Genomic DNA, 19963 nt, shown 5'->3' with positions numbered 1-19963 from the left:
TCCTATTCTGATTACTGATCGATCTATTTGGAAAACTGCGTAAAACGCGTGCACTAAAGAGAAATAAAAGGATTTCTGATGTTGTCACTGAGAAAGCGCTTGTTTCACTTGGAATCACTTACTTAAGTTTAAAGAGTATTAGGTTTCAGCCTTACTTTATCAAGTATAGGGGAAAAATGATGTTAAATAAGCCGCTGCTGAGGGAAATATTCTGGAAACTTCGGCTAAGAAAAACGCTATGGGTAAATCGATCAGGATAACCGTGAGTTCATAGGTTCTGCAAACAGGTAGGAAGATGAATAGTGGGGGACTTGCTAATTTGTGGGCTTCTTCATATTTGTGATTCCGTAGTGCGGTAGTTTTCAAGATAGTCTCTACAATTGAATTTTCTTATAGAAAGCACATACTTAAGGGTAGTTATCCTAAAAATTAATAATCAGTAGCTAAAGATGAGTCTGTGCTTTGCTACCTGGATCTGAGCAAACGGTTGTAACCGAGTCGAAATGGATTTTTATGAATAAAATTCTAATACTTTATGCCCACCCTTCCCCTCACCGTTCCGAGGTGAATCAGCCTTTATTTAACGCTTGTCAGGCTGTGGAAGGGGTAACCTGTGTTGGTCTGTATGGTGAGTACCCTACTTTCAATATTGATATTTGCCGTGAGCAACGGCGGCTGGTTGATCATGACGTGGTAATCTTTATGTACCCGCTGTACTGGTATTCCACGCCGTCACTGCTGAAAGAGTGGCAGGACCTGGTGCTGGAATATGATTTTGCCTACGGACCTGAGGGCAAGGCGCTGCAGAACAAACTGTTTTTCTGTGCAATTACGGCCGGTGGTGTGGAGGATAGTTACAGCCCTGGTAGTTATAACCGCTTCACTATCCGGGAGCTGTTACGGCCGTTAGAACAGGTCGCTAATCTTACCCGGATGCACTATTTGCCGCCTTATACTCTGTTTGGCGCCCGCACTGCGGTGGAGGAGCAGAGACTGGATGTGCATATCGAAAGTTTTGTGCGTCTGTTAACCCTGATTAAAGAACAGAACATTGTTTATCAGGATGCGACAGATTATGTCACATTGAATCAGTATCTGTGTGAACAGGGCTCTATTTCCGCTGAAACGCCCTATTTATCTCATGACCTCAGTACACGGGAGGGTAGGCTATGACTGGATATTTCTTACAGGCATTTATCTACCTGTGTGCAGCGGTAATTGCCGTTCCTCTGGCGAAGCGAATGGGGCTGGGCTCGGTACTGGGTTATCTGATCGCAGGTGTGATCATAGGTCCAATTATCGGTCTGGTTGGGCAGGAAACAGCTGCGATTCAGCACTTTGCTGAATTTGGCGTGGTGATGATGCTGTTTCTGGTAGGTATGGAGTTAGAGCCCCGTATGCTATGGGAGATGAAAGCGCGTTTGCTGGGGTTGGGTGGTGCTCAGGTGGCCATTACGACCGGTTTGATCACCTTTATCGCCATGCAGCTAGGGCAGGTCTGGTCCGTGGGGTTGGCTGTGGGGTTGATTTTTGCTCTGTCGTCCACGGCCATAGTATTGCAGACCTTCCAGGAGAAAAAGCTGGCAAAAACCGAAGGTGGTCGTAGCGCTTTTTCGGTGCTGCTGTTTCAGGATATCGCTGTTATCCCTATGTTAGCGCTGATTCCATTGTTGGCTTTACCGGAGCTTATCGATCTGTCTGCATCAGGTTCTACAGCGAGTGGTCATCATGAAGAGCTGTCTCTAGTGGCTAATCTACCCGGTTGGGCTCATGCGGCTGTTGTCGTTGCTGCTGTTGTGGGCGTTATTGCCGGTGGTCATTATCTGGCTCATCCGCTATTTCGCTATGTGGTGGAGTCCGGCTTAAGGGAGGTCTTTACCGCTACAGCGCTGATGCTGGTAATTGGTATTGCTGCGTTGATGAGCCTTGTGGGTTTATCACCTGCGCTGGGGGCTTTTCTGGCTGGAGTGGTGTTGGCCAATAGTGAGTTCCGACATGAGTTGGAATCCAATATAGAGCCGTTTAAAGGCCTGCTATTAGGTCTGTTTTTTATTACTGTAGGTGCCGGTATTCGTTTTGATCTTTTGGCACAGTATGCCGGTGTGATTTTGGCGCTAACGTTGGCAGTGATGCTGATTAAAGCGGTTGTGCTCTATATTCTGGCATTGATCTTTCGGGTTAAAGGGTCCAATCGTTGGTTATTAACCCTTAGTTTGGCCCAGGCTGGTGAGTTTGGTTTTGTGCTGCTGGGGTACAGCCAGCAACACCATGTGCTGCCAACTGAGCTGGCTCAGATTCTATCCATGGTGGTAGCGATCTCTATGTTCCTGACACCTGGTTTATTTATCTTTTTCGATAAGGTGATCGTGCCTAAGTTAAGCCAGAAGACGAATAAACAGCAAGTACCGGATGAGATTGATGAGCAGGGTTCTGCCATTATCGCTGGTATTGGGCGTTTTGGTCAGATTGTGAATCGTATGCTTACAGCGAACGGTTTTAAAACCGTGGTGCTGGATCATGATATGTCTCAGGTAGATAATGTACGCAGGGTTAATATCAAAAGCTTTTTTGGTGATTCTACACAACCTGATCTACTGCATACTGCCGGTATTGAGCACTCCAGCCTGATAGTGGTCGCGATTGATGATAAACAGAGGGCCACCGACCTGGTTCACTATGTCAAGCATACGTATCCCCATGTGCATATTCTGGCCCGTGCTTTTGACCGTGGCCATGGCTATGAACTCAAGCGTGCCGGAGCGGACTGGATTGTCAGTGAAACCTATCACTCAGCGATGGAGATGGGTGGGGAGGCACTAAAAGCTATGGGGTTACATCCATTTCGGGTTGAACAAATGAAAACGGCCATGTTAGAGCGTGAGCAAGTGCATGAGGCCGAGTTGTATGATGTCTGGCAGAAGATTGATGAAGATGTGAAGTTCAGCTATCAGTACACTCAACTGTTTATCAAGTTAGAGGAGGCGATGTCAGACGCGATGAAAAAGGATAGGGCGGATTATCATACTCGTAGTCAACATGGCTGGGTTCCACCACCGAAAAACTACATCGACGAAATAGAGCAGGATTTAAAGAATGATCCGTGTTGATTTCAGAGTAATTTTTGAGACCATGTTTTAAACATCGGAGTAGATGCTTCCAGTACTTCTTGTACTGCCTGGGCTTTTGGCCTGAGGTTAGATCAGAGCTGGAGCTTAATGGTCCAGAATTTATCCTGGGGTAAGTTCTGGGCCATGCTCTAATATCATGACCGCGTGTATACAGAGTGTTGTATTGTGCCTTATCGGCCTAAAATCTGCAGCGGATCTTCCAGGGTTGTGTCATGGCCTTTATTATGAGAGCGCTTACCCATGGTGTTCGTCAAGGCTGCCGGGGATCTTTCTTGAAAATGGCTGTGTGCCGAGTCAGCCCGTCACTGAGAAATCAATTGATCAAATTGGTCAAAAAGGATAATTGAACATGTCGCAGTAAGTTGTATTCTGGCAGGCACAAGATGCTATAATCGACTGATTTTAAAGATAGAGATTTCTCTTAGAGATTAGTGCTGTTAGGTTGAGCCATTGTTGGGCTAAATTGACGTTTGCGTTATTAAATTGGGTTCAAATGAGTTACGTTTTACCCAAAAGAGGCGAGTGATGACCTGTGATAGGGAACTTTAGTCTGCTTTGTATTGTCAAGTAGCGGTTATGGCTGTGATGAAAGGTTAAAATTGACGCCATTGACCACTTTCTGAACTATTCTGGAATGTTGGTGAAGGCTGTTTAGCAGACGTATTAACTAAACAAAAGTCTTTCAGCTTATGCTGGTCGGTAGAGAGGCGACTGGCTATTTTGTAGAGAAACTTTTGTTTAGGTGATTAGATTTTGTTTGTAATTGAAGGAGATAAAAATAGTGATCAATGAATTTGTTCTGATCTCGGTGTATCTGTTCATTGTGTATTTCACATTCGACAGAATTTCATCGAAACTGGAGATGGATAAGAAAAAGAAAAGGATTGCATCTGCCTTTATCTGGTTTGTAGCCTTTTTCTTGTACAGCCTGGTGGCTGGAGACGATGGGGCCAGCACTTGGTCTGAGCTGTTCTTCCTGTGTATCAGTGCTCTGGTAGCCTTCTCTTCTGCTCGTTGGGTGTCTGCGAAAGCTAAGCCTTTCTACGAGCCAACCATTAAAAGTGAGCTGCCGGAAGCAAAAGATGAAGGTCTGTCTAAAACAATTCTGATGGCCGTAAGCGCTACAGTATTCTTTATTCCATTCCTGTTTGTCTTTAATGTTCTGATGCAGGTAGTTGCGCCGATTGTTAAGGATACTGACAACTCGGTTATCGAGCACTTGGGGACGTTTGGTGACTTCTTCGGCGGTATGCTGAGCCCGATCCTGACTTTTGTAACCTTTATTGCTCTGATCGCGACGATTCTGATCCAGTTGAAAGAACTGCGTATGACTCGTCAGGAGATGGTCAATGCGGCAAATGCTCAGGAAGAAACTGCAAAATCTCTGCAGAAGCAAGAGCAGCAGCAAAAAGTTCAGCAGTTTGATAACACCTTCTTCAACCTGCTGGATAAAGTAAGCAATGAGCAAGACAAGATCGTTGCAGAAGCTAAAGCGGTTGTGACTTCCATTCGCTCTGGCAAAATCAAGAGTACTTCTGCGGATGTGCTTTGTGAAGAAGTATTCGTTGCTTCTGAGGCCAGTGCTCAATTAAACCGCTTTAATGCGCTGCTGTTTCAGATGCTGAAGTTTGTTGATAACCACAAATCAGAAGCTAACGGTGTAGCGAAGAAAGAGTACACGGATATCGTTCGCGCTGTAATCGATAATGACGTGATGACTCTGTTGTTCCTGAACAGCTCCAGCTTGAACACTTCTGTCGCTAACAGCTCTGATTACGAAACTCTGGTATCCGAAGCTGCATTCTTTGAGAATCTGGATCTGATGCCTCTGCATGGTGGTCGTGCGAAAGTAGGTGATCTGAAAGCAACAATGGCTGAGTTTGTTGCCACTTACGGTGATGATAGCTTCGGTCAGTCCGTTAAGTTGGATGAGTACAAAGCTTTCCTGGGTGTTGAAGCAGAGGTTAGCGAAGCTGACCAAGCTGATGATGCGGGTGAAGCTGAAGCGGCTTAATACCGCTGCCTGTAAGGTATGTGGAGTGATCTCTGTTTAGCGGTGTTCGCTCCACTGCATATTGATCAGCGTGCTGGTTAAGGTGTTGATCAAGGTTGTAAAAAGTCTAAGCAAAAAAATGGCTCTATCACGTTGATAGAGCCATTTTTTTATGTCTTGATTTTTATGGTCTGAAAGTCTCTCTCGTTGTTATTTAAAAGCGCCATTTAAAAATGGCATTGAGAGAGACTTAACTAAAGACAAGCTTGCCCAATATTAGTTGACCAGATCTGGATGGGTTTTCAGAGCAGCAACCATTGCCTGCATCTCTTCGCGGGTCCCGATAGTAATGCGCAGGAAGTTTTCGATACCCGGCTTGGTAAAATGACGTACCAGGATATTCTGGGTGCGCAAGTGTTGCATCAGTTCTGCACCGCTAAGACTTGAATGGCTGGCAAAAACAAAATTAGTGCTGGATGGCAGCACGTTAAAGCCCAGCTGGCTCAGTTGTTCTGTAGTCCAGTCACGATCAGTAATGATCTTTTCTACGGTCTGCTCGAAGTAATTGACATCTTCGATTGCGGCGCTGGCTGAAGCGATTGCCAACATATCCAGCGGGTAGGAGTTAAAAGAGTTCTTTACCCGCTCAAGGCCATCAATCAGCTCTTTACTACCAATCGCATAACCCACGCGCATCCCCGCCAGACTGCGGGATTTAGACAGGGTCTGAACCACCAGTAGGTTCGGGTATTTATCGACCAGTGTCACTGCACTTTCAGCGCCAAAGTCTACGTAAGCTTCATCAACCACAACCACAGTGTCAGTATTATCCTGCAGCAGTGCTTCAATCTCGACTAGAGGCAGTGCAATACCCGTAGGTGCATTTGGATTGGCAAAGATGATACCGCCATTCGGTTGACGGTACTGTTGCAGATCGATCTCAAAGCTTTCCGTCAGAGGGATATGCTTGGTCTCGATGTCATACAGGTTACAGTACACATCGTAAAAGCTATAGGTCATGGTCGGCAGCAGCAGAGGCTCTGGCTGACGGAAAAAGGCCATAAAGATGTGGGCCAGTACCTCGTCAGAACCGTTACCGACAAACACATGATCGGTCGTCAGATGGAAATGATTGGCCAGAGTTTGTTTCAGCTGCGAACAATCCGGGTCAGAGTACAGACGCAAACGTTCCATTGGGAAATGGCTTAATACCTCAACCACTTTAGGGGAAGGTGGGTAAGGGTTCTCGTTGGTGTTTAGCTTAACAATATTACCCTGTTTCGGTTGTTCGCCCGGTACATAGGGTTGCAGGGTTTTTATCGCTTCACTCCAAAACTTGCTCATTTATCAAACTCTTCTGTTGGCCATCTTGCAAAGAGCCTAAGCGTAGCATTGTGCAGTGCTTTCAGCCATGATTAAGTGTGAATTTTCTCTGTTAAAAAACATGTTGTATTAGACTCATAAAAAGACTTTGAATACAGGGTGTTAGAGGCATAATTCTGTGTGCTTACTGGCTCAGCTGTCAGGCTTTGTGTTCAAAGAGGATTCTTCTAGTCTCTGACTGGCCTGATGAGGTTGTGTTGATTAATTTTGAAAGGTTATACAGCCGGTAGAAGGTCAATATGTGAAACTGGTATCAAGTATGCACAGGTCTTAAACATAAAAAGCCTTTAAGCAGGTCAGGCATGAAAAGGCATTGTTAGGTATGAAGAGGCACTTTGAAGTCGGTTATGGGTCGTTAGAATATGGCATGGCAATTAACAGTCAAGGGACAGGTTCAGGGCGTTGGCTTCAGGCCAGCGGTATGGCAGGTTGCAAATCGTCTTGGGCTAAAAGGCTTTGTTCAGAACTCGGGGCAGGGCGTTGTGATTGCTCTGTTGGCTGAGAGAGATGTTGTTGATCATTTTGTTGCTGAGCTGGAAATTAACTTGCCACTGCTTGCCAGAATCGAACAGCTGGATTACCAGTACATTGATTTCTCTACAGAGGCAGCATCTGTTAAAGGTATGCTTATCTGCGATGGGTTTGAGATTCGTGCCAGTGATCAAGGCAAAGTACAAACAGGCTGTACACCGGATATGGCAACCTGTCCTGAGTGCTTAGAAGAGATCAGAGATCCCCGTCAGCGTCGATATGGTTATGCTTTTACAAACTGCACTCATTGCGGGCCGCGCTTATCGATTGTCAACGGCATTCCCTATGATAGATCTGTCACAAGTATGGCTGATTTTAATATGTGTGCGGCATGTCAGGAGGAATATGATAATCCTGCTGATCGTCGCTTTCATGCTCAGCCTATTGCCTGTCCGGACTGTGGGCCTCAGCTGGCACTGATTGCTAATCAAGGGCTAATCAATAATCCGGGCGATTCCGATAAGAGAGGAGAACCACTTAAGCTTGAGCAAGCTAATATTATCGCTAAAACCGCAGCTTTGTTAAAAACAGGTGCTATTGTGGCGATTAAAGGATTGGGTGGTTTTCATCTGGCCTGTGACGCTAATAATGCTCAGGCGGTTGCTGAGTTAAGGTTACGTAAATTTCGTCCCCATAAACCCTTTGCCTTGATGGTTAAAGATCGACAGCAGGCCGAGAGGCTTTGTCTGATTAATGATGAGCAATGGCAGCTATTATCGTCTCCGCAAGCCCCAGTGGTGTTATTGGATAGGATAGGCTCTCAGAGTCAATCAGTCTCACAAGGCGATCAAACCGTCAATGGTTTAGCCGAAGGCGTTGCACCAGGCCAGAACAGACTGGGTTTAATGTTACCTAATACGCCTTTGCATCATCTGTTATTTGACTTGCTGGATATTCCCTTGGTAATGACTTCAGGTAACGCCTCCGGCGAACCCCAGGCCATAGATAATCAGGAAGCCTTGGATACTTTGTCCGGTATCGCAGATTATTTCTTATTACATAATCGCCGTATTGAAAATCGTGTTGATGATGCAGTGATACAGTGTTTGGATTTCGATCCGGGTCAAGTCAGAAGTAAAAGAACCGATACAAAACCCCTGGGGGGTTCTAACTCAATGCCGGAAAATTCATTCCAGGTGATCCGGCGGGGCAGAGGATATGCGCCATCTGCCATAGTGTTGCCAGATGGGTTTTCACAAAGCTCAGATACGCTTAATTCTAACCCTGGTGTTTCAGGGGCGACTGACTCAGATAATATCCTCCGCGATATTAGAGATACAAAGATACTGGCGTTAGGCGCAGAGCTGAAAAACACCTTTTGTTTGTTGTCTGATGGTCGGGCCACCTTGTCGAATCATATGGGGGACTTGGAATCTGCCCGTACCTTTGATCAGTATCAGCAAGGGATTGAGCGTTTCCTGGACCTCTATCAGTTTGATGTGGGCTATTTGGCCTGTGATTATCACCCTGAATATCTATCATCAAAATATGCTCAGCCGTTATCCGAGCAGTTGACTGTTCCTATAGAGTCTGTGTTACATCATCATGCTCATGTGGCCGCTTGCTTGGTCGATAATCTATACCCGCTTGATGGCTCTCCAGTCTTGGCAATTGCTCTGGATGGCTTGGGTATGGGGCAAAGTGTAGAGGTGTTTGAAGAAGGGCTTGGAGGAGGACTTGAAGGAGGGCTTGGAGAGAGCAATGAATTATGGGGTGGTGAACTGTTGCTTGCTGATTATCATCACTGTCAGAAGCTAGGGGGCTTAAAGGCTCTGGCGTTACCTGGCGGTGCAAAAGCGATGCAAGAACCCTGGCGCAATCTTTTGGCTCTGTTAAGCACCGCCAGTAAAGAGGAATATTCGGCTTATCTGTCTTTACCCGTTTTTGTTGATAAACCCGTTCCCTTAGTGTTGCAGATGATAGAAAATGGGCTTAATGCCCCTGTTGCAAGCTCTTGCGGCCGTTTATTTGATGCCTTTGCGGCAGCTTTAAACTTACACAGTGGTAGTATCAGTTACGAGGGGCAGGCGGCTATTGCACTTCAGGTTTTGGCTGAGGAGCAGCTAAAGACAAAAGAGAGCGATATCGGTGATATTAAGCCTTTAAGCTTTGCGTTAAGCGATGGAGATGATTGGACTGAAGCGATTCGAGAAGAAGCCTCGGGCAAGTCAGACTCTGAGAATAGCCTCGTAAGTTCTATTGATGCATTACCTGCTTTGCTTGAGCTGTTGCAACGACAAAGACAGGGTGAAAGCTCAGGCCGCTTAGCATGGGCGTTTCATAAAGGTTTAGTTTTGGCCTGGGTACAACTGGTTCAAAAACAACTTTCCACACATCAACACTCTGTTCGGCACTTGGTATTTACCGGTGGAGTGTGTCAGAACCGTTTGCTAATAAAACTGTTTGAACAGCAGTTTGCGGAGCAATTACCAGAATTGACTCTATTTCAGCATCACAATATTCCGGCGAATGATGGCGGTATTGCTTTAGGGCAAGCGGTGATCACTGCTGCAAGGCGTATAGCTGAGAAAGAGATGATTTGAGTTTATTGTACGCATACAAAAAGCTAATCAGATCAAAAGCTTGTCCTATTTGTATGGGTGTAATTATATTTTTACGATTGTCTCTATTTTACTGGGAACAATCTGGACTTGTCTCTATGCCAGATATTCGACTTAGGTATAATTTGCTATGAGGAAGAGGTTTGTCCAAAAGACAAACTGTATAAGGCTCGTATTAACAGTTGATCTTACTGTGATCTCTGTGGCGCTCTCCAATAACAACAATCCTGCGATATTTCCTCAGCCCTGACGAGGGGCACGGGCCGGCTAGGTATCAGCTGCTTTGTCACGCATTGTGTCATAGCAGGCTAACTGAAGGTTTAACCACAAGTTGAACTTCGGAGTTTCAAAACAAGATTTTGGCTCCTATGTTATTTGGAGAGTTTATCAATGAAAGAACGCGCCAATAATTGGCTGTCTATTATGGAAGCCTGTTTGCTGGTTGCCCTGGGTGTGCAGATGATTAACGCTGCTGATCTGCTTGTGGGTGGCACGGCTGGGATAGGTTTAATTACCCTTAAAATCTTCTCTAATCTGACTTTTGGTCAGGTATTTTTTGTTATCAATCTGCCGTTTTATCTGATCTCCCTGAAATACCTAGGCCTTGGCTTTACGGTACGCACTTTTGTTGCGGTTTCTCTGTTATCAGGACTATCGGATCTGATTGAGCATAGCTTTGTGTTGGATATGGCTCATCCCCTGTTAGCCGCAATTTCAGGCGGTTTGTTGATCGGCTTTGGTTTAACTGTTTTGATGCGTAACAACGCTTCTATAGGCGGCACCTCTATTCTGGCAGTATTTTTGGAGCGTCAATATGGTTTAGCTGCTGCAAAAACTTTACTGGCAGCAGATATTGCTATTTTGACTACTGCGCTGTTTTTCTTTCCGCCGATGACTGTTCTGTATTCAATGGTGGCTTTTGTGGCAGTAAGCTCAGTATTAGGTCGTTACCGCCAGGCTAAACCTGATCTTGAGCCTAAATCGGAGCCTAAGTCCATGTCAGAATCTTCACTTGAGCATGAAAGTCTTAAGGTAAAGAAAGCGATGCCAGTTGCGACTCGATCTCTGGCTGATGCTTGATTTAGGTCAGGATAATTGGCCTATTTATAAGTGATGATGGGCGAATTGTTTTTTATTAGCATACTCTGTAATGGCGGTAAGGATAAGCACTCACACAAAAGTTTCTCTTTAGAAGATGGCTTCATGCCTTAGCCATTGGCCAAAATATATCGAAACACTTTTGTGTAAGTGTGTACAAAGCGGACCATATCATTCTAATTGCTCCAGGGAGGGGTTAAAAAATGTGTGCATGGATGCGTTCTGGGAAGTTATATCTACTCTTTTCGTTGTTATTCGCTTGTTCCACTGTTTTCTTGCCAGCTTTTGCGAACCAGAAGCTCATCACTTTGGTGGATAAAGCCTCTATAGACCTCGCTTCTATAGACCCCGCTTCTACGGATAGCATTTCATCTGGCAGTACCTCACCTAACCCATCAACCATCTTAAAAGCAGAAAACGGCCTGCAAACTCTGCTAATCAATGATCAGCCCCAGGCGGTTTATATTCAAGGGGATGACTTTTCAAAGCCTATTTTGTTAGTACTCCATGGTGGACCGGGTTTTGCGATGATGCCTCTGCTGCATCAAACAAATGCCGAGTTAGAAAAACACTTTATAGTAGTGAACTGGGATCAGCGGGGAGCCGGTTTATCGTTTGATATCTCTATCTCGGAAGAAAGTTTGTCTCTGGCCCAGTTGGTGGATGATGCCCATGTCTTAACCTCTGCGCTTAAGCAAACCTTTCAGCGAGATAAAATCTATCTCCTGGCACACTCCTTCGGCACTGTCATCGCCATGTATCTCTTGGAGCAGCAGCCTTCCGATTATTACGCCTATGCCGGAGTTGGGCAGATCGTGAGTGTTGTCGAAAATGAACAACTGAGCTATGACTTTGCTTTGGAACAGGCCCAGTCAAACGCTCATGTGCAGGCGATTAATGAATTAGTGGCCGTAGGGCGATCGAATGAGGATGGTGAATATCTGGATGATGCCGGTTATGAGGTTACTGCAAAATGGATGGCTTTTTTTGGCGGGGAGTTGGTAGGCAAAACCGATACGGGAACTATTGAAGAAACTATTCTGAGTCATCATCCTTATCTCAATCAGCAGAATAAATGGCTGCAGGGTTGGCAGCTATCACAAGCCTTGTTTTATGACGATCAGGTTTGGGAGTTTGATTTTAGAACAGATATTCCCAGTGTTGAGGTGCCGATCTATTTTCTGATGGGGAGATATGACCAGGCTGCACCTGTGACGCTGGTGACTGATTACTATCGACTGCTACACGCACCGGACAAGAGATTAACCTGGTTTGAGCATTCCGCACATTTTCCATTTTATGAGCAGTCTGACCTGTTTAACCGCACTTTGATTCAGCTGTTCCGACAGCATGTGTCATACTGATAAGCGTGTAGGCTGACTTATTAGCAGTGTTCAAACCTCCCTTGATCTATCTCAAATAATAATGCTTCCTATTTGTAGTGAATAGTCTATTATGCCTAAAAAATGTCCATGTTGAGGATACCTCATTGAATCGTAGGGAATTTTTACAGTTAAGTACTCTATCTGTGGTAGCTATGGCTCTACCACGATGGTCTTTGGCGCAGGTTGAGGGAGCCAACCCTTATCACTATCGTTTAACGGCCGAGCCCGCCGTAGCAGAGCTGGTGCCAGGTTATCAAACCGAGGTATTAGCTTTTAACGGTGAGATTCCAGCGCCTGTGATTCGTGCTCGTCAGGGCATGCCGGTGCGTATTGAATTTACCAATAAGCTGGACGAACCCACTACGATTCATTGGCATGGTCTGCGTATCCCTATTGAGATGGACGGCGTGCCTCTGTTAAGTCAGAAGCCTATTATGCCTGGTGAAACCTTTGTTTATGAGTTTACACCACCCGATGCGGGTACTTTCTGGTATCACCCTCATATGAATAGCACTCAGCAGCTGGGGCGTGGTTTGGTGGGGGCCATTATTGTCGACGAGGCCAAGCCGGTTGATTTTGATATTGATGAAGTGCTTATCCTGAAGCATTGGTATTTGGATAAGCAAGGGCAGTGGAAAACCCTGACCCGTCCTCGTTATGCGGCACGCATGGGAACGCCGGGAGAGTGGGGGACGGCCAATGGCGTGAACAATCCTTTACTGAGTTATCCCGCCGGGAGTCGGGTACGTCTTCGTATTGCCAATGTAGATAATACGATGACCTATGACCTGCATATGAAGGGTGTTGAGGCTCAGGTTATTGCGATTGATGGTAACGCTATTCAAGAATACTATCCGTTAGAGCAACACAAAATCGGTCCGGGTATGCGATTAGACCTGGGCTTTATCATGCCAGAAGAGGGTGCTGAGTTTACACTGGAATTTTTGCGGGGACGTTTTGGTTTTCCATTAGCCAGCTTTAAATCTGGAGCAAAGGACCCAGGGGTTAAAAATAACGGTCAGTTGCCTCAACTGCCATTAAATCCTATTCCAGTACCAGATCTGGCTAAGGCTGAGACCGTGAGCTTTGTCTTTGAATGGGAGGGAGCGATCAGTCCAACTGATGCTGCTGGCAATATCCATCCAACATTCTGGTTGATTAATCGCAGGGCTTGGGAAGGAATGAGTCCGGGAAATATTCCGGAACCTGTTGCAGATCTAAAATTGGGTAAAACGTATATCTTTGATCTAAGAAACAATACCCAGTACCACCATCCTATTCATTTGCATGGGCATACCTTCCTGGTTCTGGAGATGGACGGTAAGCCTGTGACACCATTCCACACGGATACAATACTTCTAGGCAAGAATGGCCGAGCCAAAGGGGCTTTTGTTGCAGATAATCCCGGTAGTTGGATGTATCACTGTCACGTTATTGAGCATATGAAGACAGGTTTAATGGGATACGTTAGAGTCAGTTAGTGTCGTGGTGCTTGGGCTGAACCACGAATAAAATACTGAGTTAAAGCAACATAGTTGGCTCTTTTTTATTGATTTTATAGAGATGAGAGTTAAAAACAGTTATCTTGTTTTTTCTGGATTATTTGCCATTAAGGTTGAGGTATGGAACGGGTAGCGCTGGGTCGTGTGTTGTTAAATGGTGGAGGCCTGCTGCTTTTGTCCACTGCTTTTGTAAACTGGGCTGAGATTATTGGTCTGGATAATGGCTACCTGGCTATTGGTGGTACAGTTGCCATGGTAATTGGTTATGGATTGGGTCGAAATGAGTTGTAGGGTTACGGTGTGTAAATTAATATAGCCCTTTGTTAATACCTACCGACTGGTTGTTGAATATAAGAAAAGATGATATGAGGCAGTCTATGATTTTTGACGAGGCTCTGCGTGAAGCCCGCCTGCTCGTGGTGGATGACGAAGAGATGAATATTCGCATAGTCACTGCTTCCCTTAAAAAAGCAGGTTGCTTTAATGTGTCTGCCTTGACCGATCCAAAGGAAGTGATCAATTGGTGCAGCGCTCATCCCGTCGATTTGTTGTTGCTGGATCTGAATATGCCTTCGCTTCACGGTCTTGAGCTGATGGCTATGATGCAGCGTGATCTTGAGCATCCACCCCAAGTGGTTGTGCTAACCGCTTTGACGTCAACTGAAGACAAAATGCAGGCACTGGAGTTAGGTGCTCTGGATTATCTGATGAAACCTTTTGATGTCAACGAATTGCTGTTAAGAGTCCGTAATAGCCTTCGCTTGGTGGCCTTATCGAAAGAGCTGAAAGATGAGCGTGACAATCTGCACCTGGAAGTGAAGCGCCAAACAGAACAGCTGGAAAACACCCAGTCAGAGATCTTATATCGCTTAGGCCGTGCCGCAGAATACCGTGATAATGAAACGGGTGCGCACGTTGTACGTATGAGTAAAAGCTGTGGTGCTCTGGCTTTAGCGGCGACGGGGGATAGTGAGTTTGCCAATCAGGTGCAGATGGCATCGCAGATGCACGATGTGGGCAAGATTGGTATCCCTGATGGCGTACTGTTGAAGCAGGGCAAGTTGAATGACCGGGAATGGGATATTATGCGCTCCCATGCACGTATCGGTTATGAGATTCTGAGCGATACGGATACACCTCTGATGCATATGGCTGCACAGATCGCATTAACCCATCATGAGCGTTGGGATGGTAAAGGTTATCCAAATGGCCTGAAGGGTGCTGATATCCCTCTGGAAAGCCGCATTGTTGCACTATGTGACGTTTATGATGCACTGCGTTCCGAGCGGCCCTATAAACAGCCCTGGAGTCAGGAAGATACTTGCAAGTTAATTAGTGAAGAGGCAGGTAACCACTTTGATCCAGAATTAACTGAGGTGTTCCTCAGTATTGTTGATAGTGTTGAAGGTATTCGTCAGCAACACCCTGATGAATTACCCAACGGTGAATCCCGCTTGGAATCTCTGCTGCACTATTAAATACCAAGAAGTAAATACCAAGAAGTAAATACCAAGAAGTAAACAGTCTACATCGATGCTTCAAAAGGGCGTCAACATCGTTTGGTTTCTGATAATGGAAAGCCCGGTTTAGCGAAAGTTAAACCGGGCTTTCTTTTTATTAAAGCAGGAAGCTGAGTTGAGATCTGTTACTATGGAAGGCTTAAGTTCATAAAGCTGTTAAGTTCCTGTAACCATTAAGTTTTGCCTAATGAATGCGCCTTTTAAACTGCGGCCTTATCAGCAAGAAGCCGTTGATGCCACTCTGAAACACTTCCGTAAGTCCGATGCTGCCGCTGTTATTGTCTTGCCTACTGGGGCCGGTAAAAGCTTGGTGATTGCCGAGTTAGCCCGTTTGGCTCGTCGTAAAATTCTTGTGCTGACACATGTAAAGGAGTTGGTGGAGCAGAATCATGCCAAGTATGAAAGCTATGGCTTAACCGGTGGGATTTTTTCTGCAGGCTTAAAGCGTAAGGAAAGCTATCATCAGGTCACCTTTGCCAGCGTACAGTCGGTTGCGGCTAATCTGGATCAGTTCAAGCATGAGTATTCATTGATCATTATTGATGAATGCCATCGGGTCAGTGGAGAAGAGACCAGTCAGTACCAGCGTATTATTGAACTATTACGTCAGCATAATCAGGCATTGAAAGTACTGGGCCTTACGGCAACCCCCTATCGTTTAGGTATGGGGTGGATCTATCGTTATCACTACAGAGGCTTTGTCCGTAGCGAGCAGGACAAGCCTTTTCAGCACTGCATCTATGAATTACCCCTAAGCTATATGATCAGCCGGGGTTATCTGACAAAACCCGATCTGGTTGATGCGGCAGTGGCGCAATATGATTTCTCTGCTTTAGAACAGAACCGCTTTGGCGAATATGCCGAGAAAGAAGTCAACCAGCTATTGAGCAAACACCAGCGGGTAACTCGTTCTATTATCGAGCAGGTGATGGAGTTGGCGGCGACACGTCAGGCGGTGATGATTTTTGCGGCGACTGTGGACCATGCCAAAGAAATTACAGGTTACCTGCCTGACTCACAAACCGCCTTAATTACCGGGGCGACCGATCTGAATGAGAGGGATTCCCTGATCCTGCGCTTCAAACAGCGCCAGCTCAAGTATCTGGTGAATGTATCGGTATTAACTACGGGTTTTGATGCGCCTCATGTGGATTTTATCGCTATTCTGCGCCCAACCCAGTCTGTTAGCCTTTATCAGCAGATTGTGGGACGAGGACTGCGTTTGGATGAGGGTAAACAAGATTGCCTGGTGATCGATTACGCCGGTAACAGCGTTAATTTGCATCATCCAGAAGTGGGGGAGAAGAAGCCCAACCCTGATAGCGAACCGGTGCAGGTCTTTTGTCCCGGTTGTGGTTTTGCCAATATCTTCTGGGGTAAAACCGATAGCCAGGGTAATGTGATTGAGCATTATGGTCGTCGTTGTCAGGGTTTGTTAGAGCCCTCTGAAGGAGAAGAATCGACAGAGCGCCCTGAGCAGTGCGACTACCGTTTTCGTTTTAAAGAGTGTCCCCATTGTGGCGCTGAGAACGATATTGCGGCCCGTAACTGTCACGAGTGTAAAAAAGCCATTATCGACCCGGATGATCAACTCCGTGATGCTCTGAAGCTGAAAGATGCCATGGTGATTCGTTGCGCGGGTATCACATTGAGTGTGAGTGAAAGCCAGAGTGACAGCAAAAATGGTAGTAAAAGTGAGGGCAAGCTAAGGATCACTTATCACGGTGAAGATGGTGAAGAACTGGTTGAGTCCTTTGATTTCAGTAAACCGGCTCAGCGCAAAGTGTTTAACAGGTTGTTTGGTCGACGTTTAGCGAATAGTCAGGCTCCGCAGGAGTTTAAGCGTTTGGAAGAGGTGCTCAGCGTACAGGCCTTACTGCCAGCGCCAGACTTTGTTGTTGCCCGTAAGCAGAAACATTACTGGCAGGTACAGGAACGTATCTTTGACTATCAGGGCAACTATCGTAAGGCGTATTAAGAGCCAGGCATTAGACATATCCTGTCGGTATCAGCGCCATCTGTTTGTAGCGCCATCGTATTTCCCTCATTAGCGCTTAGGTGTTTTGCTGAAATCTCTTAAACGGCCTGCGTTGAGACAGGCTTTTAAGCACAGCGCTGGCTGATTCCTTAAAAGGCAACAGATACAAGCTTTTCAGACTATGTTCGTCGGCTCTGATCTTGCGTGACAGACCATAACTGATACCCTCAGATTCGTGACCGTGAACCAGAGTGCCACCCCATCGGTCCCAGACAGCCAAAATGACGCCGTAATTTTTATCGAAGTGTTTCGGGTCGGTAGAGTGATGGATTTGATGCATGGCTGGCGAGATCAAAAACTTCTCCAGCTTTGGCCAGTAGGCAATATTAACGTGGCTATGACGCAGGTTTGAGCCAGTCAGATTAAACAAGAATGCAAAAATACTGGCTCCCCAAACGGTGACTAAATCGGCCTGAGGACCGAAGAAGAAGACAAAGCCGGCAATGCTGATCGCTTGTACGATGGCGGTGCGCAGGGAGAACAACACGCCTTCTACCGGATGGGCACGAAATACTGTCAGTGGCGTCATGGTACGAGCCGAGTGATGCACCTTATGGAAAGCCCACAGGGCCGGTACTTCATGCAGCAGCTTATGCAGGTAATAACGAAAGAAGTCATCCAGTAGTAAATAACACAGGGTAAAGAGTAGAGGGATAGAGCCTGTGGGCCAGTCACTGCCAAAAATTGGCCTATGGCCGATCACTTCATACAGGGTTTGAAATAGCCAGCTGGCCACTGTCATTTGAGTTAACAGTAGTGGGGCCAAAAACAGAAAGGTGAGCTTGTTAAGCAGCAACACCTGATAATCGGCTCGTGACGAAGGGGACCACCAGATCTCTTTTGCAAAACATCTCTGCCAACTTTCTTTTAGCGATTGTTTTTTACGCCAGTACAGCCAAGCCATGCCCAATGCAAAGCCTGACAACAGGTAGCCGATAAAGACCCGCTTTTTAGGGCTGGTAAAGGTTTCAGAAAGGTTTTGCAAAAAGTCTGTAAGGTATGTTTCTAACAAAACTAAGATCCTGATAGCAAAAAGCAGCCGCTATGTTGCCATAGGGGCTGCTTGAATTAGGGGCTGCTTGAATCGGAGACTGTTGTGAAAGACGATTAGTCGTTTTCAACCGCAACGCCAGAACTCAGCTTGTCAGCCAGGCCGCTCATATCTGACAGCACATCTTTGTTACGAGCTTTAACGCCAAACTCATCAATCATCAGCTGCTGAACTTTCAGCATATTCAGTTGGTATTGTTCGAAGTTCATGGAGTAAGACTGAATAAAATCATTGTTGCCATCAATACCGACCACCTGAGTACCGCCCAGCAGAATAGGGCCGAAACCGATCAGCTTATTCAGCTTATCTGCCGTTTCACCCAAATTGTTTTTACCGGTTTGCAGCGCCAGTGCGAAGCCTTTCAGCTCACCCCAGTGCTTAGCGTATGTACGGTATTCTTTGTCGATGTTGTCGTTATTGGCTTCGATCAGTTGGTGCAGCTTGCCCAGATCCTTGTAGGTAGAGCCCGCATACTTAAATACGGCTTCAGCGATTACTTTTTCCCAATTCTTTTCGATGATCTCTGCGTAACCTTTCAGCTGCAGGCGCTCCATGTTACTCAGCGCTTCACCATCGGCATCAGTGATCAGCTGACGACCGTCAACAAATGCTTGAGTGATGGTGTGCAGGTAGTTGGTCTTACCGCCTTTATCGAAGCCTGCTGCGTAGTAAGCGTGGGCGTAGGTCATCTCGTTGTACAGAGAGACTTTACCATCGTTGTTAGCATCGGCTTTGTTGAAGGCTTCAGGCTTCTGTTTAGCGATGTTATATACATCTTCCGCAGTCAGGCTCAGCGTGTTAGCCGGAGCACCGAAGTAACCGAATGCTTCATCCCAAACATGCTCTTTACCGGTGTATTTAGCACCGTCTTTGTAAGGCTTGTTGTTTGGCTTTTTGTCAGCATCTAGCTGCTCATCCAAATAGTTGTCTACGGCCTGATTGTAGAATACTGCACCCATTAGGAACTTGGAGATTAACTGGGTGTAATCGTAACCGGTCAGTGGATCAAAGCCTTTGTTTGCGGAGGAGGCTTTGTCGATCATAAAGCGAACCATTTCTGGTCCCTTCATGTTACCAGGCCATCCGGCAACCGTACCTTTATAGGTTTTACCTGCCAGATTCTTATCACCAGACAGTTTATCCACCTGATCTGGTGTGACCACGAAGCCGCTTTTAGATACCGGGGACAGAATGTCACGGCCAGAGTGCTTACCGTCGAAGTAGGTTAGCATTTTAGCTTTCAGCTGAGCGTTTGGCTCGCCGTTACCCTGCTTGGACAGAGTTTTCAGAGAGGTGTGCAGAACCTGACGGGCCGCCTGACCGGTATAGGCCACCGAGTCTTTAGCACTGCCATCATAATCTTTAACGGTTACGGGGAAGTTTGCGTAATCTTGAGCCGCAAAAGCGTTCATTGCGGATGCCAGAGCAACGGAAGTCACAATCAGTTTTAATTTCACAGTTAAGCCTCTCAATATAAAAAAGTGCTTATTAACAATCAGTTAACGACTGAAAATAAATTTATCACACGGTTAAGTATAAATCTATAGAGAAGCATTATCATTTGCATTATTAATTGATGGCGAAATAGAAAAAATAAGAGCAGACTGATCTGGTCATATGCAAGCAAGCCTTGAGTTTAGGTATGGGTGTACTGCAGGGGGCTATTTGAGGTGTAGGTTGAGGTATTAGTTGAGGTTGCTGGTGACGGTACTGATGTCAGGCCGGGCAGAAGCAGGGCCTCTGCCGCCTGGATCATTTATCAGTGCATAACAA

General features: G+C 46.0%; 13 protein-coding genes. 10 read left to right on the top strand and 3 right to left on the bottom strand.

Annotation, left to right across the window (positions count from 1 at the left end; all coding sequences use genetic code 11):
- The first annotated feature begins 513 nt into the window (after nt 1–513).
- The 3 genes from H579_RS26765 (at nt 514) to H579_RS0119760 (ending at nt 5142) form a co-directional block, all read left to right on the top strand.
- Entirely contained in the window at nt 514–1173 is a 660-nt protein-coding gene (locus H579_RS26765) for an NAD(P)H-dependent oxidoreductase (protein ID WP_051228004.1), read from the top strand.
- Nucleotides 1170–3107, top strand: coding sequence for a monovalent cation:proton antiporter-2 (CPA2) family protein (locus tag H579_RS0119765; protein WP_028302089.1), 1938 nt, complete (start codon nt 1170–1172; stop codon nt 3105–3107). The genes H579_RS26765 and H579_RS0119765 overlap by 4 nt, the downstream gene beginning before the upstream one ends.
- 802 nt (nt 3108–3909) lie before the next feature.
- A complete protein-coding gene (locus H579_RS0119760) occupies nt 3910–5142 on the top strand; it encodes a putative phage abortive infection protein (RefSeq protein ID WP_028302088.1) in 1233 nt (410 codons plus the stop codon).
- A gap of 255 nt (nt 5143–5397) precedes the next feature.
- Here H579_RS0119760 and hisC read toward each other — a convergent pair whose 3' ends face one another.
- On the bottom strand, nt 5398–6465 hold the full coding sequence (gene hisC / locus H579_RS0119755; protein WP_028302087.1) for a histidinol-phosphate transaminase: 1068 nt from the start codon (nt 6463–6465) through the stop codon (nt 5398–5400).
- 401 nt (nt 6466–6866) lie between these two features.
- Between hisC and H579_RS0119750 the strand changes: the two genes are divergently transcribed.
- From H579_RS0119750 to radD, 7 genes are all read left to right on the top strand, one after another.
- Nucleotides 6867–9578, top strand: a complete 2712-nt coding sequence (locus H579_RS0119750; RefSeq protein ID WP_028302086.1) for a carbamoyltransferase HypF — start codon at nt 6867–6869, stop codon at nt 9576–9578.
- Nucleotides 9579–9986: 408 nt separating this feature from the next.
- A complete protein-coding gene (locus H579_RS26760) occupies nt 9987–10676 on the top strand; it encodes a YitT family protein (RefSeq protein WP_084624249.1) in 690 nt (229 codons plus the stop codon).
- Nucleotides 10677–11005: 329 nt separating this feature from the next.
- Entirely contained in the window at nt 11006–12058 is a 1053-nt protein-coding gene (locus tag H579_RS0119740) for an alpha/beta fold hydrolase (RefSeq protein ID WP_157834671.1), read from the top strand.
- 125 nt (nt 12059–12183) lie between these two features.
- Nucleotides 12184–13560 carry a multicopper oxidase family protein gene (locus H579_RS0119735; protein ID WP_028302084.1) on the top strand — a complete coding sequence of 459 codons (1377 nt, stop codon included), beginning with the start codon at nt 12184–12186 and terminating at the stop codon, nt 13558–13560.
- A 141-nt stretch (nt 13561–13701) separates the two neighbouring features.
- Nucleotides 13702–13872, top strand: a complete 171-nt coding sequence (locus tag H579_RS29230) for a hypothetical protein (protein WP_157834670.1) — start codon at nt 13702–13704, stop codon at nt 13870–13872.
- Nucleotides 13873–13958: 86 nt separating this feature from the next.
- Nucleotides 13959–15059, top strand: a complete 1101-nt coding sequence (locus H579_RS0119725) for a response regulator (RefSeq protein ID WP_028302083.1) — start codon at nt 13959–13961, stop codon at nt 15057–15059.
- A 229-nt stretch (nt 15060–15288) separates the two neighbouring features.
- Complete coding sequence (gene radD / locus H579_RS0119720; protein WP_028302082.1) at nt 15289–17079, top strand: DNA repair helicase RadD; 1791 nt, start codon at nt 15289–15291, stop codon at nt 17077–17079.
- Between the two features lie 76 nt (nt 17080–17155).
- Here radD and H579_RS26755 read toward each other — a convergent pair whose 3' ends face one another.
- Together H579_RS26755 and H579_RS0119710 are read right to left on the bottom strand one after the other, a co-directional pair.
- On the bottom strand, nt 17156–18151 hold the full coding sequence (locus tag H579_RS26755) for a sterol desaturase family protein (protein WP_051227996.1): 996 nt from the start codon (nt 18149–18151) through the stop codon (nt 17156–17158).
- Between the two features lie 95 nt (nt 18152–18246).
- Nucleotides 18247–19647, bottom strand: coding sequence for a DUF4856 domain-containing protein (locus H579_RS0119710; protein WP_028302081.1), 1401 nt, complete (start codon nt 19645–19647; stop codon nt 18247–18249).
- Nucleotides 19648–19963: the final 316 nt, after the last annotated feature.

This window comes from Oceanospirillum beijerinckii DSM 7166 (assembly GCF_000422425.1).
GTDB lineage: Bacteria > Pseudomonadota > Gammaproteobacteria > Pseudomonadales > Halomonadaceae > Oceanospirillum > Oceanospirillum beijerinckii.
The sequence above is the reverse complement of the archived record's forward strand: the minus strand, read 5'-3'. Positions and strand labels throughout refer to the sequence as shown.